The organism is Tunturibacter empetritectus (genome assembly GCF_040358985.1).
Classification (GTDB): domain Bacteria; phylum Acidobacteriota; class Terriglobia; order Terriglobales; family Acidobacteriaceae; genus Edaphobacter; species Edaphobacter empetritectus.
This window is the reverse complement of the sequence record NZ_CP132932.1, coordinates 309,316-331,914: the sequence shown is the minus strand read 5'-3', so window position 1 is coordinate 331,914 and position 22,599 is coordinate 309,316. Positions and strand designations below refer to the sequence as shown.

The 22,599-nt window shown below is 58.3% G+C and carries 17 protein-coding genes and 1 tRNA gene; 7 read left to right on the top strand and 11 right to left on the bottom strand.

The genetic code is table 11. From position 1 onward, the window contains the following. Positions 1-109: 109 nt before the first annotated feature. Positions 110-868 carry a WecB/TagA/CpsF family glycosyltransferase gene (locus tag RBB75_RS01195; protein ID WP_179638989.1) on the top strand — a complete coding sequence of 253 codons (759 nt, stop codon included), beginning with the start codon at positions 110-112 and terminating at the stop codon, positions 866-868. Between the two features lie 238 nt (positions 869-1,106). Here the strand turns inward: RBB75_RS01195 and RBB75_RS01190 are convergent. Both RBB75_RS01190 and RBB75_RS01185 read right to left on the bottom strand, forming a co-directional pair. Next, positions 1,107-1,181: transfer RNA gene (locus tag RBB75_RS01190), tRNA-Asn, on the bottom strand. A gap of 69 nt (positions 1,182-1,250) precedes the next feature. Continuing rightward, on the bottom strand, positions 1,251-2,072 hold the full coding sequence (locus tag RBB75_RS01185) for a CAP domain-containing protein (protein ID WP_353069264.1): 822 nt from the start codon (positions 2,070-2,072) through the stop codon (positions 1,251-1,253). 614 nt (positions 2,073-2,686) lie between these two features. Here RBB75_RS01185 and RBB75_RS01180 point away from each other — a divergent pair. Next, positions 2,687-3,745, top strand: coding sequence for an NAD(P)-dependent alcohol dehydrogenase (locus RBB75_RS01180; RefSeq protein ID WP_353069263.1), 1,059 nt, complete (start codon positions 2,687-2,689; stop codon positions 3,743-3,745). 19 nt (positions 3,746-3,764) lie between these two features. Next, positions 3,765-4,805, top strand: a complete 1,041-nt coding sequence (locus RBB75_RS01175; protein WP_179638679.1) for an AraC family transcriptional regulator — start codon at positions 3,765-3,767, stop codon at positions 4,803-4,805. Positions 4,806-4,907: 102 nt separating this feature from the next. Here RBB75_RS01175 and RBB75_RS01170 read toward each other — a convergent pair whose 3' ends face one another. The 4 genes from RBB75_RS01170 to RBB75_RS01155 all read right to left on the bottom strand — a co-directional run bounded on the left by RBB75_RS01170 (position 4,908) and on the right by RBB75_RS01155 (position 10,942). Beyond that, entirely contained in the window at positions 4,908-7,988 is a 3,081-nt protein-coding gene (locus RBB75_RS01170) for an efflux RND transporter permease subunit (protein WP_353069262.1), read from the bottom strand. Between the two features lie 27 nt (positions 7,989-8,015). Continuing rightward, complete coding sequence (locus RBB75_RS01165) at positions 8,016-9,272, bottom strand: efflux RND transporter periplasmic adaptor subunit (RefSeq protein ID WP_353069260.1); 1,257 nt, start codon at positions 9,270-9,272, stop codon at positions 8,016-8,018. A 325-nt stretch (positions 9,273-9,597) separates the two neighbouring features. Then, entirely contained in the window at positions 9,598-10,245 is a 648-nt protein-coding gene (locus tag RBB75_RS01160) for a hypothetical protein (protein WP_353069259.1), read from the bottom strand. Between the two features lie 139 nt (positions 10,246-10,384). After that, on the bottom strand, positions 10,385-10,942 hold the full coding sequence (locus RBB75_RS01155) for a hypothetical protein (protein ID WP_353069258.1): 558 nt from the start codon (positions 10,940-10,942) through the stop codon (positions 10,385-10,387). Positions 10,943-11,308: 366 nt separating this feature from the next. On the opposite strand from RBB75_RS01155, the gene RBB75_RS01150 reads away from it, so the two are divergent. The 3 genes from RBB75_RS01150 to RBB75_RS01140 all read left to right on the top strand — a co-directional run bounded on the left by RBB75_RS01150 (position 11,309) and on the right by RBB75_RS01140 (position 14,390). After that, positions 11,309-12,445: a sensor histidine kinase gene (locus RBB75_RS01150; RefSeq protein ID WP_353069257.1), complete on the top strand. Its 1,137-nt coding sequence runs from the start codon at positions 11,309-11,311 to the stop codon at positions 12,443-12,445. Next, the gene (locus tag RBB75_RS01145) at positions 12,442-13,218 is read left to right on the top strand and encodes a LytR/AlgR family response regulator transcription factor (protein ID WP_353069256.1); all 777 of its coding nucleotides are present in this window, start codon (positions 12,442-12,444) and stop codon (positions 13,216-13,218) included. The genes RBB75_RS01150 and RBB75_RS01145 overlap by 4 nt, the downstream gene beginning before the upstream one ends. A gap of 74 nt (positions 13,219-13,292) precedes the next feature. After that, a complete protein-coding gene (locus RBB75_RS01140; RefSeq protein ID WP_179638673.1) occupies positions 13,293-14,390 on the top strand; it encodes a radical SAM protein in 1,098 nt (365 codons plus the stop codon). 126 nt (positions 14,391-14,516) lie between these two features. Here the strand turns inward: RBB75_RS01140 and RBB75_RS01135 are convergent, their stop codons facing one another. The 3 genes from RBB75_RS01135 to RBB75_RS01125 all read right to left on the bottom strand — a co-directional run bounded on the left by RBB75_RS01135 (position 14,517) and on the right by RBB75_RS01125 (position 19,571). Then, positions 14,517-15,593, bottom strand: a complete 1,077-nt coding sequence (locus tag RBB75_RS01135) for a YncE family protein (protein WP_179638672.1) — start codon at positions 15,591-15,593, stop codon at positions 14,517-14,519. Positions 15,594-15,681: 88 nt separating this feature from the next. Then, positions 15,682-17,625, bottom strand: coding sequence for an alkaline phosphatase family protein (locus RBB75_RS01130; RefSeq protein WP_257030990.1), 1,944 nt, complete (start codon positions 17,623-17,625; stop codon positions 15,682-15,684). A 230-nt stretch (positions 17,626-17,855) separates the two neighbouring features. Continuing rightward, complete coding sequence (locus tag RBB75_RS01125; protein ID WP_179638671.1) at positions 17,856-19,571, bottom strand: multicopper oxidase family protein; 1,716 nt, start codon at positions 19,569-19,571, stop codon at positions 17,856-17,858. Positions 19,572-19,737: 166 nt separating this feature from the next. On the opposite strand from RBB75_RS01125, the gene RBB75_RS01120 reads away from it, so the two are divergent. After that, positions 19,738-20,541 (top strand): glycosyltransferase family 2 protein, encoded by an 804-nt coding sequence (locus RBB75_RS01120; RefSeq protein ID WP_179638670.1) that lies wholly within the window; start codon positions 19,738-19,740, stop codon positions 20,539-20,541. Here RBB75_RS01120 and RBB75_RS01115 read toward each other — a convergent pair. Together RBB75_RS01115 and RBB75_RS01110 are read right to left on the bottom strand one after the other, a co-directional pair. Beyond that, entirely contained in the window at positions 20,523-21,848 is a 1,326-nt protein-coding gene (locus tag RBB75_RS01115) for an ArnT family glycosyltransferase (RefSeq protein ID WP_179638669.1), read from the bottom strand. The genes RBB75_RS01120 and RBB75_RS01115 overlap by 19 nt on opposite strands. 16 nt (positions 21,849-21,864) lie before the next feature. Next, the gene (locus RBB75_RS01110) at positions 21,865-22,506 is read right to left on the bottom strand and encodes an O-methyltransferase (RefSeq protein WP_179638668.1); all 642 of its coding nucleotides are present in this window, start codon (positions 22,504-22,506) and stop codon (positions 21,865-21,867) included. Positions 22,507-22,599 lie beyond the last annotated feature (93 nt).

The following is a 22,599-nucleotide window of genomic DNA, read 5'->3' as shown; positions in this document are numbered from 1 at the left end:
TCTCGACTGAAACTGAGCGCCTTCCGCAACGAGTAGCCTCATGTTCTATTACGAAGCGTAGCGCTTATTTAACTCACCTTCGAATAAGATACGAAGCAACACCTCTTTCATGCCTACACCTCCCGTCACCCACCGCATTCTTGGCATTGATTTCTTCGACGGCTCTGCAAAGGAAGCTATCGAGATTATGCGAACCAACAGAGGTCTTCTGGTCGTTCCCGCAGCTCCGGCCCTCAAAGACCTTGATTGCAGTCCTGACTATCGCGACGCACTCCTAAGCGCCGACCTCGCCATCACCGATTCTGCCTTCATGGTTCTTGTCTGGAACCGCCTGCAGCCTGTCCCCATCAGGCGCCTCTCCGGCCTCGTGTATCTCCGTGAACTTCTCTCCGAAGCTGACGTTCGCAAACCAGGTAATTCCTTCTGGATCATGGCGAGTCCAGTCAGCGCCAGACGCAATCTCGCCTGGCTCGCTTCGCAGGGAATCGTCATTCCTGAAGACAACGTCTATATGGCCCCCATGTACGGAAATGGTCTCATTGACGATCCTGCTCTGCTCGAACGCCTCAACCGGCTGCTACCAGAGCACGTCATCGTCACGATTGGCGGCGGGACCCAGGAGCGTCTGGGGCTCTACCTCAAACGCAACCTGGCCTATCGACCCGCGATTCACTGCATCGGCGCAGCGATTGCCTTTCTCAGCGGCGATCAGGTCCACATCCCCGTCTGGGCCGACAGATTCTATCTGGGCTGGCTATTTCGCTCGCTGGCTGAACCTAAACGGTATATTCCTCGCTACTGGGAGGCGCGAAAGCTCTTAGCTATCATGCTCCGCAACCGCAGCCGTCTCCCAGCCCTTAAGCCTTGAGCAGATTGAGTTTCAGAATCGAATCGGAGAATCGATCAGGGAAACTGGCTCAATATTGCAAAACACTTTGACATTGGCAGTAAAGCTTTTACAGCGGGCTGTGGAGTGGGCGTGCAGAGCTCAAAGCTAGAGGTCAGAGGCAAGAGGCGGAGTTAGCCCAGACGGATTCCTGCCTGAGAGTGGTTTCTACTTTGTGTGGTGAGGGTATTTATGAGGGAGCGCGCAAATGATTGGCTTATGGCTCCTGAGGTAGGACTCGAACCTACAACCCTTCGGTTAACAGCCGAATGCTCTGCCATTGAGCTACTCAGGAACATCTTTGGAGTGCGAGAAACTCCCGCGCCTCTTCAGTTATAACAAATCGGGGTGGAGGGGTCAAAAGCTAAGGGTAGAGCAGTACTGCGATGTTGTAGGCAGTGAAGGGGCTGTTGCGGGTTACGGAGCAGGCCCCGACTACGGCCTGGTGGTATTTGCCGGAGGCCAGTTTGCTTCTGAGTTGGCTGGGAATCTCATTCAGGCTTCCGGCGGTGTAGCGCATGATGTACCAGGGTTGGCGAGAACCCGCGTAACCAGAGGACATTGTGCAGGTTTGACGGGCCTCTACGGTGGTTTCGGCGACACGCATTCCGGACTGCGCGATGACGCCGGCGACGGTGCGCTCCTGCTGGTTAAGCGACAGGGTTTGAACGGTGCTGGCGAAGTCTTCTACTGCGTAGAGTTGATGATTGCGGGTGACGATGGCGATTCCTATGGAATCCACATTGGGATCGAGGAGATTAGCGCGGTGGCCGGGCGAGTGCATCCATAGGTTGTGGATGATGACGGAGGTAGGAGCTTCGGCTACGTTTTCTGTGATGAGGCTGAAGTGTGCGCCAGCATTGGCTCCGCGGGCGGCGAGTTCGGGTTCGCCGTCGAACTGGTGGGAGATTTCGGCGTGGTCGGCCATCTCGCGGGCGTGGACTTCGGAGGCTTCGGCGAGGACTGGGTCGAAGCGAAGTGGCTGAAGTCCTTGATTGATGCGGTCCTGGTTGGCGGCGGCGAGGAGGTATTGTTCGGCTACGGTGAGATTTGCTGAGGATTCGAAGCTCTGGGCCGGGAGGAGGTGGGCCGCTGGGAGCAGTAGGGCAGCCAGCGCCAAGTGACCTAGGCGAGAGTTCTGCAATGAAATCAGAGACTTGGCGCACGCTGCAAAGGGGGCCGACATGAGGGTGATTCTAGGTCGGGGGTGCCGGGGTAGGTAATACCACTTTCTGGGTAGCATGAGGGTTTCCTACTGTGTCTATCGTGTTCGGATGCGGAGAAGGTGAGGATATGACGCTTGGGGTGGCAAACTTTAGTGCTAAAAAAATCTGAAGGGAAAACCTCAGTTTTTCAGGGGGTTTTGCAGATTTTGAGTGTTTTGCGGTGGTGAAATCGTGGTGACGTTGTGGTGGATTGCGTGGTAGACGTGGTGTTTTGGACGTGACTTTTGAGGTGTCGGAAAACACGCCACGGTTTTCAAGTTTATTTTCAATTGGTTGGCGGGAGGGTGTCTTTTTGGGACTGGAATCAGGGTAGTGAGGGGACCGGCGGGATTCTGGCTATGCCTAAATTTGAGTTCTTGCAGAGGGACTTGGTGCAACGACAAAAGCAACTGCAACCGCAGATCCCCTTCGGGGATGACAACAAGAACTGCAACCGCAGATTCCTTCCTCCTTCGGCATCGCTCAGGTGTGGAATGATGACATGAGAACAGGCGATGGTGCATTGGCGTATTCTGCATATGGAATGGCGTGTTCTGCTTATCGTCGACTTCTGGACGGGTCTAGCTTTGAAGTTATGTACAACGCAAAAGCATTCTCCGCTGCAAGTGCGACATCGCCGCTCGCCTCCACTACGATCGCGCGGCGCGATCCAACCGAAACCGATGTGCAGATTGAGATTCTCTTCTGCGGAATCTGTCACTCTGACCTTCACCAGGTTCGCAATGAGTGGAGCGGCGTGATGCCGACTGCCTACCCCTGCGTGCCAGGCCATGAGATCGTCGGCCGCGTCACCAAGACCGGTTCTGCGGTCACGAAGTTCAAGGTGGGCGATCTTGCTGCGGTGGGCTGCATGGTCGACTCCGACGGGACCTGCCCGGAGTGCCGCGATGGCCTCGAGCAGTTTTGTCCGAATCTGACCCTTACCTATAACTTTCCCGACAAACACACCGGTGGCGTGACCTACGGTGGCTACTCGGACAGCGTGGTCGTGGATCAGCGCTTCGTGCTGAAGGTTCCCACGAACCTGAACCTGGCCGGAGTTGCGCCTCTGCTCTGCGCGGGCATCACAACTTTTTCGCCTCTACATCACTGGGGTGTGACCAAGGGTAAGAAGGTGGGGATCGTGGGTCTTGGTGGGCTGGGGCACATGGGGGTGAAGTTTGCACACGCGCTTGGAGCGCATGTGGTTTTGTTCACGACTTCGCCGGGAAAGAAGGACGATGCGATTCGCCTTGGCGCTGATGAGGTTGTGATCTCAAAGAATGCGGATGAGATGGCCAAGCATGCAGGCAGCTTCGACTTTATCCTCGACGCGGTTTCGGCTGACCATGACATCAATGCCTTGCTTGGGCTACTTCGACGCGACGGTAATCTGTGCCTGGTTGGTGCTCCGGAGAAGCCGCTTTCTGTTGCTGCCTTCGGTCTGCTCTTTGGACGGCGCAGTCTTTCGGGTTCGCCGATTGGCGGGATCGCTGAGACCCAGGAGATGCTGGACTTCTGCGGCAAACACAACATCACAGCCGATGTTGAAGTGATTCCGATTCAGAAGGTCAACGAGGCTTATGAAAGACTGCTGAAGTCGGACGTGAAGTATCGCTTCTCGATCGACATGGCTTCCCTGAAGACTGCATAAGCATGAAGACTGAATAACGATGAGCAAACACTTTCGGGTTCCCGGCCGTCTGGCAATACGTTTGGAAGAGGCGGGGACCCGTGTGTCTGCTGTGCTTCAGAGTGCGGGATTGGAGCCGGGGCTACTCGATCAACCACGCGTTGTGGTGACGACTGAAGAGCTGTTTGCTTTGTGGCGGGGAGTGGGCGTGGCCAGCCCGAACCCCGCCATTGGTCTTGAACTTGGCACCGAGACTAAGGCGGAACACTTCGATCCGATTGCGGTCGCAGCTCTTTCTACTGCCAGCTTTGGCGAGGCCATGCGGCAGATGGCTCGCTATAAACAACTCTCGTGTCCTGAAGAGATCATCCACGAGACCGATGAGAGCGAGTGGAGCATACAGTTTCGCTGGCTGCTTGCCGATGGCGCCGAGCCTGCGATTCTTACTGATGTGTGTTTTGCCTGGGTGCTGTGCATTGCGCGGCATGGGACTGGGACTCGCATCTCTCCGCTGCGTGTTGAGCTTGCACGCCAAGCTGCGCATGGCAAGATCTTTGAGCGGCACTTCGGCTGCCCGGTTGTGTTTGGGGCTGTCCGTAATGCCATGATCTTTCGTGCGTCGGATGCTGCTCTGCCGTTTGTGACTCGCAATGCCGAACTCTTGGCCATGCTTGCGCCTCAGTTTGATGAAGAGTTGAAGCAGCGTAAGGGCGAAGAGACTTTTCCTGAGAGGGTTCGCGCTGCGATCCAGAGAAAGCTTGCCGGGCGACGACCGAAGATGCAGGAGATTGCGCGTGAGTTTCATATCAGTTCGCGAACGTTGCAGCGAAGGTTGCAGGATGCGGGGTACAGCTTTCAGCAGGTGCTTGAGGAGGCTCGGCATCAGTTGGCGCGGCACTATCTTAATAACTCTCTGCTGGAGCTGAATGAGACGGCTTATCTTCTGGGGTATGAGGATTCGAACTCCTTTGTCCGGGCTTTTCGGATGTGGGAGGGAACTCCTCCTGCGCTCTGGCGGGGGGCGCAGAGGGAGAAGGTCCTGCCGGACGGGCCCACTACGCGTGGCGCGGTCACTTCGTGACTTGTGTACCCCTTCGGGTGGTGCTCCCGTTGGTCGCAGGTTAGATTGTGCCGACCAGCGGGAGGACCTTTATTGATGATGGTGACACGACCGGTATACCTGTCACGAAGTGACCGCGCTCCGCGCAGGAGGCCCGTCCGGCAGGACGCTGCTTCGTTGCAGCCGATGCAGATAGAGATAGATGACCGGTGTGACGTAGAGGGTGAGGGATTGTGAGAGCAGGAGTCCGCCAACGACTGCGATACCAAGAGGGCGACGCGCTTCTCCGCCGATGCCCTGACCAAATGCAATAGGAGCCGCGCCCAGCAGGGCAGCCATCGTAGTCATCATGATGGGGCGGAAGCGCTGAAGACAGCCTTGATAGATAGCCTGCTCGGGCGGGAGTGCGCGATTGCGCTCGGCGTCGAGGGCGAAGTCGACGATCATGATGGCGTTTTTCTTGACGATGCCGACGAGCAGGATGATGCCGAGGAAGGAGTAGAGGTTGAGATCCTGGCCGAAGACGAGCAGCGTGAGGAGCGCGCCGATGGCCGCGGCAGGCAGGCCGGAGAGGATGGTGATGGGGTGGATGAAGCTCTCGTAGAGGACGCCGAGGACAAGATAGATGACCATGACAGCGATGATGAGCAGGACGCCGAGGCCTTTGAGGGAGCTCTGAAACTGCGCGGCAGTGCCCTGGAAGGTGAAGTTCATGCTGGCAGGTAGGCCGATCTGTGTGGCGGCAAGCTGCACGGCGCGGGTGGCTGCGTCGAGTGAGATGCCGGGCTTGAGATCGAAGTGAAAGGTGACGGCGGGAAATTGGCCGAGGTGATTGACGGCGAGAGGCGCGACGGTCTGGCTGAGCGTGGTGACGGCGGAGAGGGGAACGAGGTGACCGTTGGTGGATGCGAGATAGATGCTGCCCATTGACTCGGGATCGCGCTGGTATTGGCGGGCGACTTCGAGGATTACGTCGTACTGCTGGGAGGCTACGGTGATGGTGTTGGCGCGGCGATTTCCGTAGGCGTCGTAGAGCGTGTTCGCAATCTTTTCGGGGTCGACGTTGAGTGACATAGCGAGGTCGCGGCGGATGTCGACGTTGACACGGGGTGCGCTCATCTGGAGGTCGGTGGATACGTTGGCGAGTTCGGGGAGGGAGTCGAGTTTGTCTTTGAGGCGTGGCGCCCAGCGGTAGAGCTCGTCGGCGTCCGGGCTTTGGAGGGCGGCGGAGTATTGGGATCGGGATTCAGACTGGCCGAGGTCGACGAACTCCGGCTGGCGGAGATATACCTTGAGGCTGGGGATGCGGTCGAGCTTCTTCTGGAGGTCGGCGATGATGGTCTTGACGTTGGGGCGGTGGCGGTCCTTACGGAGGTTGACCCAGAGCCAGCCTTCGTTCTGGGCGTAGACGCCGGAGAGGTTGCTGTCCATCCAGGGAATTGCTGCAAGCGCTTTGTTGACTTGCTCGGCGTTGGCGATCGTTTGGGCGAAGGAGCTGTCCTGCGGGGCTTCCATGCTTCCGGAGATGCCGCCGGTGTCGACTGCGGGCATGAAGCTCTTGGGGACGATGGCGAAGAGGATGGCTGTGATTGCTGTCATTGCGATGCTGGCGAAGATGGTTGCGCGGGGATGACGGAGGACTCGATCGAGGGAGCGACGGTAGAAGTTTTCGAGTGCGGTGTAGAGGCGCTCGTTGCGGCGATGGAACCAGTTGTCTGCGTGGGTGCGCTCCGAGAGAAAGCGGCTGCAGAGCATGGGAGTAAGGGTGAGCGCGGAGACGCCGGAGAGCAGGATAGAGACGGAGATTGTGACGGCGAACTCGCGGAGGAGACGGCCGAGGACGCCGTTGAGGAAGAGGATGGGGAGGAAGACGGCGACGAGGGAGAGGGTCATGGAGAGGATGGTGAAGGCGACTTCGGCGGCTCCGTCGAGCGCGGCGGTGACGGGGGGCTTTGCCATCTCGCGATGACGGACGATGTTCTCGATCATGACGATGGCGTCGTCGACGATGAAGCCGACGGAGAGCGTGATGGCCATCATGGAGAACATGTCGACGGTGTAGTTGAGGAGGCGCATGGCGATGAAGGAGCCAAGGATGGAGACGGGGATGGTGGCGCTGGCGATGAGGGTGGAAGAGACGGTGCCGAGGAAGGCGAAGATGACGAAGACGACGAGGGCGATGGTGAGGATGAGGGTGTGGTTGACCTCGGAGATGGAGTCGCGGACGATGTCGGAGTCGTCGGAGACTCGGCCGAAGGTTACACCGGGAGGTAAGACGCTGCGGAGGTTTTGGACTGCGGCTTTGACTTGATCGGCGACCTCGACGGTGTTTGCGCCGGGCTGCTTGCGCACAGCGAGGATGACGCCGCGGCGACCGTTGATCCAGAAGGTGTGCTTGTCGTTGCTGGAGCTGTTGAAGACCTGGGCGACCTGGCTGAGGCGGAGGGGGACTCCGTTGCGATAGGCGATGACGAGGTCGGAGAACTGGTTGGCGGTGGTGAGCTGGCTGTTGGCCTGGAGGGAGTAGTCACGGGCCTCGCCGTAGAGGGTGCCGGTGGGAAGGCTGGCGCTGTTGGTGGTGAGGGCGGTGCGGAGTTGTTCGAGATCGAGGCCGTAGGCGGCGAGGCGCGCGGGGTCGGCCTGGACGCGGATGGCTGGGCGCTCGGGACCGTAGACCTCGACCTGCGAGACGCCGTTGACCATGGAGATCTGCTTGGAGACGATTTGGGTGGCGTAGCGGGAGAACTGCTCGAAGGACATGGTCTGGGAGTGCATCTCGAGCCAGATGATGGGGTCGTCGGCGGGGTTGACCTTGGAGTAGGAGGGTGGGTCGGGCATGCCGGGAGGGAGGCTGCCGGTGGCGCGGGAGATGGCGGCCTGGACGTCTTGCGCGGCAGCGTCGACGCTGCGGTTGAGGGCGAATTGGAGGGTGATGTCGGTGCTGCCGACGGAGCTGGAGGAGGTCATGTTCGCGATGCCGGGGATGCGGGAGAACTCGCCCTCGAGCGGCGTGGCGACGGTGGAGGCCATGGAGTCGGGGTTGGCGCCGGGGAGTGAGGCGGAGACGTGGATGGTGGGGTACTCGACCTCGGGCAGATTGCTGACGGGGAGGGAGAGATAGCTGAGAAAGCCGAAGCCTGCGATGGCGGAGATGAGGAGAGTGGTGGTGATGGCGCGACGGATGAAGAACTCGGTGAAACGCATGAGTGGAACCTCGTCGGCGGATGTGGCTCAGGGTGCTGCGTTGCGCAGGGTGTTGTTGGTGAGGGAATCTTGCGATGAGGGGGCGTCGATGGGAGAGACGCGTGCGCCTGGGGTTAGGCGGAGTTGGCCTTCGGTGACGATCACATCTCCTTGGCGGAGACCGCTGCCTAGAACTGCTACTTCGTTCGCTGCCTGCTCGGATGTTGGGGGGCGGTAGGTGCGCAGCACGGTGACGGGGACCATGGTGGCGATGCTTGCTTGAATGCGCCAAGCGTATGTTCCCTCGAGGCCTTGCTGGATGGCGGACTGCGGAACGACTAGCTGGTTGGCGTCGATCCGTAGACGGAGGCGGACGTTGACGAACTCGCCTGGCCAGAGTGCTCTGTCGGTGTTTAGGAATGAGGCCTTGAGCCGGATCGTGCCAGTAGCGGGATCGACAGTGTTGTCGATGAACTCGAGGCGGCCTTTGCCCAGGGGGCCGTCGCTTGGGCCGGCTTCGACTTCGAGGGGGCCAAGGGAGCTGAGGTGCTGTACCTGGGCGAGGGCTTGCTCTGGAACGCCGAAGGTGACGCGGATGGGTGCGAGCTGAAGGAGGGTGACGAGGGTTGTGTCGTTTTCGCGAATTAGGTTGCCGGCTTTGACCATGGCGGCGCCGGCGCGTCCAGCGATGGGAGCGACGACCTGGGCGAAGTTGAGCTGTAGCTGTGTCTGGGCGAGGCGAGCGCGGTCGGCGTTGATGGCTCCGGTGGCGGCGGCGATGGCGGCCTTGTCGGCCTGGAGGCTGGCGCGTGTGGTGTCGCTTGTTGTGACGGCTTGCCTTACACTTTGGCCGGAGAGAACGCCGAGTTCGCCTAACTTGACGGCAGTGTCGGCCTCGGACTGGCTCTGCCTTTGCGACGCCGCATCTCGGGCGGCGATGGCGGTAGCCTGTTGTTCCATTGCGACATCACGATCGAGTTCGGCCTGTTGTTGTGCCTGCTGGCGGCTTAGCGTGTCGCGGTCGATGGTGAAGAGCAGCTGGCCTTTGGTTACGTCTTGTCCTTCGGTGAAGGCGACTTCTTTGATTTGTCCGGCTACGCGCGGCTTGACGTCGACACTCTCGACGGCTTCGACGTTTCCAACTGCCGCGAGCTCGAGTGGCACATCCTGCGATACGGCGCGGGCAACGTGAACGGGGACGCCCTCGGGAGGAGAGGTGTTGGCATGGGCTACGACGCGGGAACAGGAGGCGAGGGGAATGCAGATTAAGGTGCACAGAAGCACGAGGGTTTTGTTCGCCTGCATAACGGTAGTACCTCAGTGTCAGGATGAGCCTCAGGACGGCGCCTGAAAACCGATATGCAGCCGGATACGCTTAAGCTGCAGGGAGGATGACAGGATGCGCGGTGGATTATGTCGCTGCGGAGTGGCTTCGCTGGCCGGCTTTGCAGACTTTGAGATTGATGCGGGGAAGCTTCAGATGTTGGGATAGTGGGTCAGTTTGATGTGAACGACTCAACTTGCCGAAACCCGACTTTGAGGAAGTTTATCGAATTGGCCAACAGAAGTGCGTTTGTCGTTACCGATCCGCCAATCGCTGGTAGTGACAGGCAGCGGGCGACGGGAAACGTCAAGCTGTCCAAACAATGTCGTGGAAGATCGTAATAATTCCCCAGCCGTACATGAGGATCTGAAGAGCAAAGAACTGGTTGTTGTGCGGATCGTTCATAGTATTCTCGAACTCGTTAATCACGTGAGAACTCGGGTGGATCAGCTTCGATGCCATCTTCCAGGTCAACTCTTCCTGATCACCTGACGGCCTCACGTTGACGCGCTGTCCATCTGAATTCGGTGGCAGTGGCGGCATGGTTTCGACATCGTCCGGCATCAACCTTTTTAGGCGCTCGGAAACTTCCCTCAAGTCGATATTGGATTCGTTGACGAACTGGGTCGCCTTCTCTTCGCTTTCGGAAACGAACTTGGCCCAGAACTTCAGCTCAATGAGATTCCGCATAACCCAGGCCATCAGGTCAGCTTCCTTGTCGACCCAGCTAACAGACCGCGCCAACTGCAAGTCGAGATAGCGCAGTATGCGGTATCGTGCGCGCTGCTGGTCAGAACAGTTGTCTTCGGCGGCGAGTTTGGCGATGACCTCACGGCATTGGCCGATTTCGACTTGGAAGGCCGCGGCGCTATAATCCCCCGCTAGCGCGCTAATTGCCATCACATGATAGGGAATCTCCAGCTCTTTGTCCGCCATGATTTCGGAGCTTACCATGAGCTGTCATAGTGCCATTGCAGGCTTGCAACTGGACACTACCAAGATAAGCGCGTTTGTCGTTACTAATCCGAGAAGTTTCAAACAATGCGACTTCGTGGGAACTGAGCTAAAAGGTTTGGCGACCGCCCACAGAGGACTATTGCTTACTTTTATGTATTTCCCTGAGCAATTCTTCCATCAGGTTGAAGCGATCATGGAAATCCGGCTTACTGTCGGTCTTGGATTGGAAAAGTCGAGTCGCACCTTTCAACGTCTCTTTTTTTGAATTCAACCGTGGATCGATCACTGTTATAAGCAGAGCTTCAAGCATCTCAATCGCTGCCGTCGTTTTTAGACCAACGCGGAGATTCAATTTCTTTACATCTCCATTCGGACGAAGTCCGCAGAAGCCGAACCACGAGAAGGCATCCCAGCGTGTTCCTTTGCGATTCGATTCACGGTGAAGCTGAAGGCGATATCCAATCGACTGCTGAAGAGCTTTCCCCACGTATACGGGCGTGTAGTCGTTATAAAGGACGTATATGCCGCGCTCTTCAAAGACGTTTATGTCCGGTGACTTCGGCCCTTTATTACGTTTACCCAACAGTTTCCATGATCTAGCCCAATCGACGTACTCTGGATTCCACAACTCCCCGTACTGTTTGATCAGATGCGCCTTGACCACTGGCTCTTGTTCGAGTTCTAAGTCTGGCATCAAAGTCTCGCTTTCGTTACAGCAGTCCCCTTTGGAATTCACTGGGTAGCTTCGTCCCAAAGCGTACCACTCCCGGCAAGTCGGCTTTTCGGTAATATCGAAGCGTCATTTCCGGAAACGGGTTTTCGGTTAACTTCGCTTGGTCTGGACTCGAAGCTGACCCACTACCGGCATTAGCCTCGTACCGGAGAGAAGGAGCTAGATATAACATGGCTGCCTGCAGAAATGGGGGCTTTGGCTGCAAAGATGTTGGAGCCGCGGGGGAGACGATGGATCCTAATTCTTGCACGTTCTCGCTTAGGGATCGCGGAACGGCTTAATTTCGATGTAGAGAACCTTTAGTTGAATAAAGAAAAGGATGCGCGCATGAACACTTTGACCACTTCTCCGGAGTTTCGGCAGCCCCCGGCGATCTCGCAGGATAACGCGCCGGAAGAGGTTGCTGCGCAGGGAGGTAGAGGACTCAACGGCTACCTGTTGATCCTGTCGCTGGCGGCAGTACTGGCGCTCGCTACTGCAGCCGAGTGTGGGTCGGTGATGCATCCAGCGTCGCTGGTTTATGGCGCAGTTCTTTGGGGTTGGTGGGGAACGATTGCGTGCGTCCTGTGGAAGATGGCGCCGCGCTTACCGACTGTCTCCAGCCTTTCCGTGAAGACAATTGTGCTGCACGTAGTTGCTGGATCGGTGCTTGCGCTGGTTCATCTGCTGATGCTGTGGGGTATAGGTTTTCCGCTCGGCTGGGGGCCGGGGGAAGAACACATGATGTGGGGGGTGCTGTTCAACGTCAACCGGTTTGGCATCGAACTTCTGCTCTATGGGTTCATTATCGGGGTTACCGGAATCGTTCAATACAAGCTGCGGGCGCAGGACGATGCGATGCGGTCGCTCGAGCTTCAGAAGCAACTCTCTTCGGCTCACCTGCGTGCTCTGCAGATGCAGCTTGAACCTCACTTTCTCTTCAACACATTGAACGCAATCACGACGCTGGTCGAGCTGGGCAGGCAGAGGGAGGCGGTAGAGATGCTGTCGCATCTGAACATGATCCTGAAGAGCACGCTGAAGCGGACGACGCCGGAGAAGGTTCCGCTCTCGCAGGAGCTGGAGATGATTGATAGCTATCTGGCGATCGAGCAGATTCGATTTGCGGATCGGCTGAAGGTAGAGATCAAGGTCGATCCGGGAGCGCTGGACAGCCTGGTGCCGTGTTTTTTGCTCCAGCCAATTGTTGAGAACGCGATTCGACATGGGATTGCGCATTGTGTGAGTGAGGGCGTGGTGGAGGCTTCCGCTCGACGCGACGGCGGTAGCCTGCTCCTGAGGGTACGCGATACGGGAGCCGAAGCCGGTGCGCAGGCGCAGAAGGGACACGGGATCGGGCTGAAGAATACTCGGGAGCGGTTGCTGCACTTTTACCAGAACGAGTTTGCGATGAGGGCAGAGCCGCTGGAGGATGGCGGCTTCGAGGTTGCGATCACCATACCTTATGAGCCGCAAACCCTATGAAGCTGAAGACGCTGATTGCCGATGACGAACCACTGGCGCGAGAGCGGTTGCGTTTTCTGCTCGCCGGCGATGATGAGGTGGAGGTTGTCGGCGAGTGCAGGAACGGCGGCGAGGTGTTGGCCTCGCTGAAGGCGTCGCGGGTCGATGTTCTGTTTCTGGACATTCAGATGCCAGGCAGGGGAGGGTTTGAGGTGATCGAGCAGGTGGGTGCGGCGCAGATGCCGGTGACGGTATTTGTAACCGCACATAATCAGCATGCGCTGCGCGCGTTTGAGGTGCATGCGCTCGACTACCTGACGAAGCCTGTGGAACCGGAGCGACTGAAGGCTGCGCTGGCTCAGGTGAAGAAGCGTATTGCTTCGAATACGGCGTTGCTGAACCAGGAGCGGTTGAAGCAGGTTCTGGCTGAACTGGAGACGGGGGACGTTGGAGCGAAGGAGTATCCGAAGCGGCTGCTGGTTCCGAATGGAACGAAGGATACGGTGGTGAATGTTCAGGAGATCGAGTGGATTGAGGCGCAGGATTACTATTCGTGTCTGCATGTGGGGGCGAAGAGTTTTATGCTGCGGGAGACGGTGAAGCAACTGGCGAACACGCTGGACCCGAATCGCTTCGTTCGAATTCACCGATCTACGATTGTGAACATGGACTATGTGCGCGAGTTGTCGCGGGAGGGGCGTAGCGAGGCATCGGTGATCCTGACACGCGGGCAAAGGCTGAAGATGAGCAAGACAGGGTGGCAGAATCTGGTTATGGCGAGCCGCAAGCTTTGAATTGAGGTGGGTGGCGCTGTGAGATGCGCTCGGCGCGAGTGGTCTGGCGGGCGCCGGCGCACTACACTAGAAGAATGAGCCAGATTGCCACTTCGACTACGACGACGTTTTCCGAGATTGCGGGTAAGGTCACCGAGGGCTCCCGGATTGGGCGGGATGAGGCGCGGTGGCTTTGGAGCAACGCGTCCGATGAGGAGTTGCGGTCGCTTGCTGCGATGGTGCGCGGGCGGTTTCATGCTCCGGCGACGTGCACGTATATGGTGATGCGGATCATCAACTATACGAATGTGTGTGTGGCGCAGTGCGACTACTGTGCGTTCTACAAGCTGCCCAGCCAGGATGGCGGGTATGTGTTAAGCCAGGAAGATGTGTTTGCGAAGCTGGATGAGTTGTTGGCGCTGGGTGGGGATCTGGCGGCATTCAATGGCGGGTTCAATCCGCATCTGCCGCTGAGTTATTACTGCGAGTTGTTTGCTGCGATTCGCGCTCGGTATGGCGATGGACTGGAGTTTTATGCGCTGACGATTGCGGAGTTTATGTATCTGGCGGATCATGCCAAGCTGAGCTACTCGGAGGCGGCGGCGCGGCTGAAGGATGCGGGCGTGCGGTGGATCACTGGCGGCGGGTCGGAGATTTTGACGGAGGAGTTTCGCGCGCGGCACTCGAAGTTCAAGTACACGGTGGCGCAGTACTTTGAGGCGCAGCGGGCGATTGTTGAAGCAGGGCTGAAGACGACGGCGACGATGGTGATCGGATTTGATGAGAGCCTGGAGGAGCGGTTGGAACATCTTGAGCGCACGCGGCAGTTTCAGGATGAGACTGGGGGGCTGGCGAGCTTTCTGTGCTGGACGTTCAAACCCTACTTCACGCAGATTGGCGGGATTGAGATTACGACGGCGGAGTATCTGCGGCACCTCGCGTTGTGCCGGATTTATCTGGACAATATTCCGCGGATTCGTACTTCGGTGTTGACTCAGAATGAGCAGGCGTTGGGTGGGTTGAACTATGGTGCGGATGATTTTGATCTGCCGATCGAGGATGAAGTGACGCAGAAGGCGGGGGCGACGATCAGCCTGGACTTTGAGCGAATACTGAACTATGCACGAGAGCTTGGGTATACGCCGACGTATCGGCATGTGTCGCTGGGGCAACCGCCGTGGGTTGAGGTTTAATGATCGGTCCTGCCGGACGGGCTGCCTACGCGGCAGGCGGTCACTTCGTGACTTGTATAACGCTTCGCGTGGCGCTCCCGATGGTCGCGGTGATGATCGTTTCCGACCATCGGGAGGACATCAGTTTTAGCGGCCGACGACGATGACAGAGAAGGTGCCGGGGACTGGAGTGGGGCGGAACTTCAGCTCTTCGGAGGTCGCGCTGGTGTTCTGGCCGAACTTGGAGGTTACGAGATATGCCCTGTCGTCCTTCTGGCTGACAATCATGGTTCTTGCGCCGGGTTGAGTGCTTACCTGCTGGATGCGGGAGTATTTTGCGAGTCCGTCGCGGCGGAAGATGGAGAGCGTTCCGGTGGCGTCGGCGACGAAGAGCAGATTGTGACGGGCATCGAAGTCGATGTCGCCGGTGTTGGGTGGAGCGTCGCCGATGGGGGTGAGGCGGCCGGTGTCTGTGTCGACGGAGACGAGCTTGTGATCTTCGCAGGTGGTGAAGAGCTGATGGTGGGCTGCGTCGCTGGCTAAGCCGGCTGGGCCGGTGCAGGGCGTGAGCTGCCAGGATGCGGTGATCTTTTTTGCGGCAGGGTCGATGCGGGTGATCTGACCGAGGGCTGGGAGCGCGACGAAGATGGCCCCTTTGCCGTCGGTGATGGCTGAAGCGGGGCGGCTGGTGAGGGGGATGGTTGCGGTGACCTGGTTGGTGGCGGCGTCGATGATGGTGACGCTATGGCTGTGTGAGTTGAAGGCGACGACCGAGTTTGAAGCGGGGTCGAAGACGATGGCGGCGGGAATGGCGCCGGTGGGGATGGAGGCGACAACTTTGAGGGTGGCGCGGTCGAAGACTCGGACGAATCCGGCGGTGCCGTCGGTGGGGTCGGTGACGTAGCCGAATTTGCCGGAGCTGTCGAGGGCGATGTCGCGGATGTTTTTCATGTCCTCTACTTCGCCGATGAGCTTGCCGGTGTCGGTGTCGACGACCATGACGCGATTGGTTCGGGGAATGTAGAGGCGGTGCGCGGGGGCGTCGAGAACGAGGAAGCCCCATCCGCCTTTACCGCCGAGGTTCCATTGGTCCTGGACATGAAACTTCGGCAAGACGGTTGGGCTTGCAGCGTGGAGGAGATGGGTGGCGGCAGCGATTCCCGCGAGGAGGAGGGTTGAGGGAAGGAGTTTTGCGATTAGTTTTTGCAGGCGGAGATTCTTCATTTGATTGATGGCCAATGTGGTTAATAAATTACTTCGACGGCCAGCGTGGGCTGACCGTCGAATGGTTGGATCTTGAGACGTGCTGCGGTTATTTGGTGGAGAATTGGAAGTCATCCGTTAGATCGCCAATTGCTGGGCTGTTCGTCGGGACGTAGGGGCTGGTTGCTTTCTGGATCGGGTTCGGCAGGTTGTCGCGGCTGCGGTCGGAGATGGTGGGCAGGCCCCAGTTCTTCTCGATGAACTTCATGAGGGAGACGTGATCGCCGTACTCGTGCGAGACTTTTCCGCCGGTGGAGTACTTCGAGACAACGATGAGGGGGATGCGGGTACCGTCGCCGAAGAAGTCGACGGGCTGGATGTAGCCGGAGTCATAGTATCCGCCGCCTTCGTCGAAGGTGACGAAGATGGCAGTGTCGGCCCAGAGGGTCGGGTTGGCTTTGACGCCGTCGATGATCTTCTTGGTGAAGCCTTCGAAGAGGTCGAGTTTGGAGGAGGCCGGGTGACCATCGTTGAAGCCGCTGGGCTTGACGATGGAGACTGGGGGCAGGTTGCCGGTGTCGATGTCTTCATAGAGCTCAGTCGTGTCCGCGATGTAGGTCTGGCGGGCAGCCTGGGTTCCCATGAACTGTGTCTGATACTGGAAGGGATTGCAGATGTTGCAGTACTCATCGAACGAGTTCGACTCGGTGGGGTCGGTTACGTACAGATCCCAGTTCTCGCCGAAGTATTTGAAGGGAATGTTGTGAGCAACGAGATTGTCGCCGATGCTCTTCTGGCTGGTTGGTGGAATAGTGAAAGGCGAGTACTGCGAGGTGAGGGTACCGTCGCCGTTGTAGCCGGGGTTGTAGTTGTTGACTAGGTAGTAATCGCCCTTGACGCAGTTCGACTTCACAGGCCGCTTGAGGGACTGGAGGTAGTTGGTGACGGCTGGAACGCCTGGCTGGCTGATGTCGCCGCAGTCGACGTAGCTGCCGCCGCCGTAACCATCCTGATCGTAGAAGTCATTGGTCGCGACCTGGGGGTTGGGGTTTTCGATTTCGTTGGTGGGGGGCTTGGTGGCGGCGCCTTTGGAGTTGGTGTAGAAGATGGCATCGCCGAAGCCGAACATGATGTGGTTGGCGCCGGTGCCGCCCATGACGGACTGGTGGAAGTTGTCGCTGATGGTGTAGTCATCGGCGAGCGTCTTGAAGTAGGGGGCGTCGCCCTGGGCCATGTTGTAGAAGCCCATGGAGGTGGCGCCTTCGCCGGTGGTCGTTTCGTTGAAGTTGGCTGGCTGCTTGGCTCCATTGCCGCCGGTGCCGACCGAGACTTCAACCCAGGGGAAGAGGTCGTTCAAGCAACCGCTGGCGTTCTCTTCGGTGGCGTAGTCGGCGTTGCAGTCGGTCTGCTGCCACATCTGGAAGAAGCGGTGTACGGGGCTGTTGGTGTAGGCGTCGTACGGCATCTTGGGTCCGCTGAGCTGGAAGACACCTTCGCGCAGGTTGGTGTCGTTGGCAATGCGAGTGTCGGGCTTGCCGCCAGCGATGCCGGTGGCACCGGTGAGCAGGAACTTGTTGTAGGCGGGAGCGAGACCGGTGTCAGCAAGTTCGGCGACCTTAAGAGTAGTGAAAGGTGCGCTGGCTACGCTCTGCTTTTCAGGTCCGCCAGCGAGAGCCGCGGGCAGGGTGCTGTAGATGCTCTTTTCCTGTGGGCTATTGGAGTACTTTCCGTTATCAGCGGTGGTGCTGTCGACGGCCGAGAACTGAGCGGAGAGGGAGTAGTTCGGGCCGGGCTTGCCGTTGGCGTTGACGATGCCCTTAGAGAGGAGGTTCGAGACGGTCTCGCCTGCCTTCGGCTTGTAGGTGGCGTAGACGTGATCGAAGGTGCGGTTTTCCCCGATGATGATGATGACGTGCTTGATAGGAGTCTTTGTTTCGGGGACGGCAGTTTGGGCGTAGGCGGATTGTGGCAGTCCCGCAAACACTTGCAGCGCAATCAACATCATCGCGCCGCACTTCAATGTCCCGTTAGGGGCGTTGACAGTACGTTTCAAAATGATACCTCCGGAAAACTGAGGGAACGAATTGACTCGTTGGGGAATACAACCTCAGTGGGATAACCGTAGAGGTAGCGGCATGGTTGGTGTGTCACGTCCAAGTGAAATGATCAATAATTACGGTTACGTTATTGATAGGATTTCGTCGCGAGAAAAATGTTTTTGAATATAACAATCGATTCGCAATCCTGTCACATTCGATTTTGCTCGCAGCGGGTGCGAGTGGGTTACACGATTAGCTTGTAGGGCCTCATCATCTCGTTGTCTTCGTGCTCCAGGATGTGGCAGTGCCAGACGTAGAGGAGTTCGTCGCCTGGAGAGACCTGTGCTCCGTGGGGAAGATCAAAGCGCATGATGACGCGGGTGACATAGCCCGGGTAGGACTTGATCGTATCTTTGTAGGCGGGGCGCTCGTTGCTCTCGGGCGCCATTGGCCTTCCGGTGAAGACGAGCTTGCCGGTCTGCTGGTAGGTTGGCACATCGAAGGTCTGGCGATTCAAGACCTGGAAGCGCACGAGATGGATGTGCAGGGGATGGACGTCGCCGGTGATGTTGATGAAAGACCAGATCTCGGTTGAACCAGCCGTTGGATCTTCGGTGATGGGTTCGTGCCAGCGTGCGTTGCCGAGAAGGCCGGTGATGACGTAGCCGTCGGAGGGGCGCTCTTTTTCTGAGACGAGGAGGAGGCGTTCCCGGGTCGTATAGGTGGGGACAAGCGGCTCGAATGGGACGAGTGTTTCTGAGACGACGCTGGTGTCCTGGCTGGAGAGGGGCTTGTTCACCTTGAAGAGCAGGACGTCTTCGGCGAGGTACTGACCGCCCATGGTGTAGGGGGCAGGGGCGTCGTTGACGAGCGAGAAGGATTTGCCTTCACAGCCAGAGAAGTCGATGACGATATCGAAGCGCTCGCCTGGGGCTATGAGGAGGTAGTGAAGTTGGAGCGGGGCAGGGAGAAGGCCACCGTCGGTGCCGATCTGCTGGAAGGATGGGGTGTCGAAGGAGTCGTTCTGGATCTTTCCGGTGGCGTCTGAGTTGAAGAGCCGCAGGTGATAGAAGCGCGCGTTCGCGGCGTTGACGATGCGGAAGCGGTATCTGCGCGGTTCGACCTCGAGAAATGGGGCGACCTTTCCGTTGACGCAGTTGTAGTCGCCGTAGAACTCCTGAATCCAGATGGGGTGTTCCTTGGGGCCGTTAATAACTTTTGGGTAGTAGAGGGATCCGTCGTGGTGGAAGAGGCGATCCTGCAGCATGAGGGGGATTTCGTAGTCGCCTTGAGGGAGGTTGAGTGCTTTCTCCGCTTCGTCGCGAATGAGATAGAAGCCTGCTAATCCGGCGTAGACGTTCAGCCTGGTGATGCCGAGGCAATGGTCGTGATACCAGAGAGCGGTTGAGGGCTGGCAGTTGGGATATGTCGAGGGGCGGGGGTTGAACTTCGCGCCATGCGGCCCGTGTTCGCCTTGCGCTGTGAACCAGGCTTCGGGGTAGCCGTCGTCGTCGGGCATGGTGCAGGCGCCGTGGAGATGGGCGACGTTGCGGACGGCGGGCAGTGACGATTCGGCGCCGTGTATGGAGTGATCGATGGGGAGTAGATGCGTTGTAGGAAGCTTACTGATCCAGTTGATGCTGAGGGGCTGGCCGCTCCGGGCTTCGATGGTGGGGCCGGGCCAGGAGCTGTTGTATCCCCACAAGGTCGTCGGCGGGAGGTCGCGGTGAACCTTGTGTTGGAACTGGCGCATTTCGACGTCGATGACTTCGTTTGGTTTGCCGGTGGTGCGGATAACCGGCGGGATGGGCAGGGGGTCGACGTAGCTGGTGAGTTTGACTCCACTGCGTACCTGGGCGGGCGAGGCCATGGCCTGTTGCATTGCAGGCACGGTTTTGCTAAGGGTGAGGCCGGCGGCGGAGGTGAGACCGCGCTGGAGTAGGCGGCGTCTGCTTAGCATCGTGCGGCGCCTGGGCTGTATGGATTTTTTGCGAGGAAAGGGTTCATTAATTCAGATTCAATTTGCTTGTTTCTAATACGGCTGCAAAGAAAGACACTAGTCTGATCTTGTTACGGCAAGATGAAGGTGTCCGGATATGGCGCTAAGGGAAATAGAATGAGGGGACATGCCGAAAGCGACACTCTCTGTAGCCATCATCACCTTGAATGAAGAAGCCAATCTCGCGCGGACGCTGGCCAGTGTGGGGTTTGCGAATGAGGTGATTGTGGTGGACTCAGGCTCGACCGATCGCACTCTGGAGATTGCGGAGTCGTTTGGGGCAAAGATTTTTACGGAGCCGTGGAAGGGATTTGCGAGGCAGAAGAACTCTGCCATTGAAAAGTGTGTGGGGACGTGGGTACTTTCGCTGGATGCGGATGAAGAGCTGACGGCGGAGTTGCAGAGGGAGATTGGGCAGATGCTTGAAGGGGACGCCGAGGTGCGCCCACCTGTGGATGGCTATCGGCTTCGACTGCGGCATGTCTTTCTCGGACGCTGGATGCGTCATGGAGGCTATTATCCGGATCTCAAGCTGCGTTTATTTCGGCGTGTGGCGAGCGCTGGTGCGGCCGGCTTCACTGAGCGGCCGGTGCATGAGTCGGTGCAGGTTGCGGGGAGGGTGGAGATGATGAAGAACGATTTTCTCCACCATGGTTATCCTGAGTTGAATATTTATCTGGAACATATGAACCGCTACAGCAGTCTTGGCGGCAAGATTGTTGCGGCAAAGGGGAAGGTCAGCCGCTCGTGGGTGGCTTTCTGCTGGAACGTTGTTTGGGTTCCGCTGCTGACGTTTGTGTGGAACTTTGGGTTTCGGCTGGGTTTTCTGGATGGGCGCGAAGGGTTGCTGCTCCATCTTTATCATTCGGCTTATATCAGCTGGAAGTATGCCAAGGCGTGGCAGATTGGGCGTTACGTCGGCTCTCGCTGAGACGCTCGAGTGGCGGACTGGAAGAGGTAGACGGTGAGGATGGTCATGAGGGGTTCGAGCGGGTGGCGAAAGCGAGCCTGGACGGTGACGAAGTAATAGGTGAGCGGTAGAAGTGCGAAAGCCCATGCGAAGAGGATCGCTCCAGGGATGCGCTGCTTGAGCGCTAAAAAGAGACCTAGAAGTCCGGCGAGGCTGACGAAGCTGTAGTTCAGGACACGGAAGGCTTCGTTGAGGACTCCTTTTTCGACCGGCTTGGGAACGCTGATCCAGTAGAAGTAGAAGCGCTTGAGAGCGAGTTCGAAGAATCGCATTTTGTGGGTGCGGATATGTTCGCGTGCGAGTTTGCCTTCGTGCTGGACGTAGGCGTACTCTCCCATGGTTTTGTATCTGAGGTACTCCGGGCATACGTCACAGACGGGCACTCTTGTGCCGACGGTGAAGCCATTGTAGGAGTCGAGAACGGAGTCGTGCAGCTCTGCGCCGAGGTTGCCGCGAATGGGGATGAATGCGTGAAAGACTCTCTCGTTGCGCAGCATCCACGGTGCGAGACAGGCGAGAAAGATGATTGCCGAGAGGATGGCTTTGCTGATTGCGGGGCCGAGGGCGGGTTTTGGCTTTGCTCCTCCGAGGAGCATCCAGATGCCGCAGACGGGGAGGAAGAGAAGGATCGTTGAGTTGAGCAGGGCGATCATGCCCCAGAGGAGTCCGAAGAGGCACCAGCGGAGGGTGGTTTGAGGATTGGGTGCTGGAGGTTCTTCTCCGATGCTGCGAACACGCAGGGCGATCACGATGACGGCGGAGAAGAGGAAGGCGGTGAGGGCCATGTCCCAGACCCAGTGGACGGCGTATTGCAAGGCGGCGGGGTAGAGCGCCCATAGCCAGGCTGACCAGAGGGCGATCTTGCGGGCTCGTCCGGTGGGTTGAAAGCACCTTGCGGCGATCTCGAATATGAGGAGAGCTGTTGCTGCGGAGAAGATGCTGTTGATGGTGAGGATGACCCAGGTGGATTTCGCGGTGTAGACGCCGAAGAGTTTGAAGACACCGGCAAGGAGCAGAGGGTAGAGCGGCGGCACCCAGGCGGTGGGGCCGGAGTGGCCTGTGAATGGGTCGGCGTATCCAAAGCCGGTGGAGAGTGCCCGGGCGATGCGGCCCATCTCCCACCCAAACTGCAGGTGATCCTCGGAGGGGCGGATGCGGTAGGTGTGGGCGAGGGTGATGTAGAGAACGCGGAGAAGGAGGCCGGCCCAGAAGAGATACCACGGCGCTCGGAAGGGATGAGAGTGCTTCTGTGTTTGTGGAGTTGGCATCCGCTTAATCCTACGTCTAGCTGCGCCCGGCGCGGGGTTGAGCGATGACGAGTCCGCGAGGCGTGGGTAGAAAGACGACGGAGAGCAGGCCTTCGGCCTCCATTGATTTCGCAGCGTCGCGAACGACTTTGTGGTGCGAACTGGCGTCGTGCATGAGGATGAGTCCGTTGGGGTTGATCTGGGGAAGAAAGCGTTTGACCTCCTGCTCGCGGATCGGCATGTCGGAGTCGGAGAAGAAGAGATCGATGGTGCCGTCAATCTTCATCTCAAGGCTGGACTGGTTGCGGAGTTCGATCCAGGGCTTGAGCGGGGAGGCATCGAGGCGTTCTTTGGCGCGAGCGTAGACGACGGGGTCAAACTCGCAGCTGATGACTTTGCCGAAGCCGTTGCGCTCGAGGCCCTTTGCAATCCATTCGGTCGAGACGCCTAGGAACGATCCGGTTTCAACGACGAGCCTGGGCTTGATGGTTGTCACCAGCGTCGCGAGGAATTCGAGGACTTCGAGCTCGGCGGTCATGGAGTCGACCATGCTCCAGTGCTGGGGTTGCGGGCACTCGGGCGTGGCGCGGTGGGTCTCGGACTGGAGCGTACCGGCGGCGCGATCATGCTGCAGCATGACCTTGTGTTCCTGCTTTATCTTCTTGCTGAATAAACCCATGCAAAACTCCCTGATATTCCATTATGCGGGATTGGATGGCGCAGGGACGAGTGGGTACAGGGGTTCAGGCGGTTGGCGAGAGATGGCTTTGGT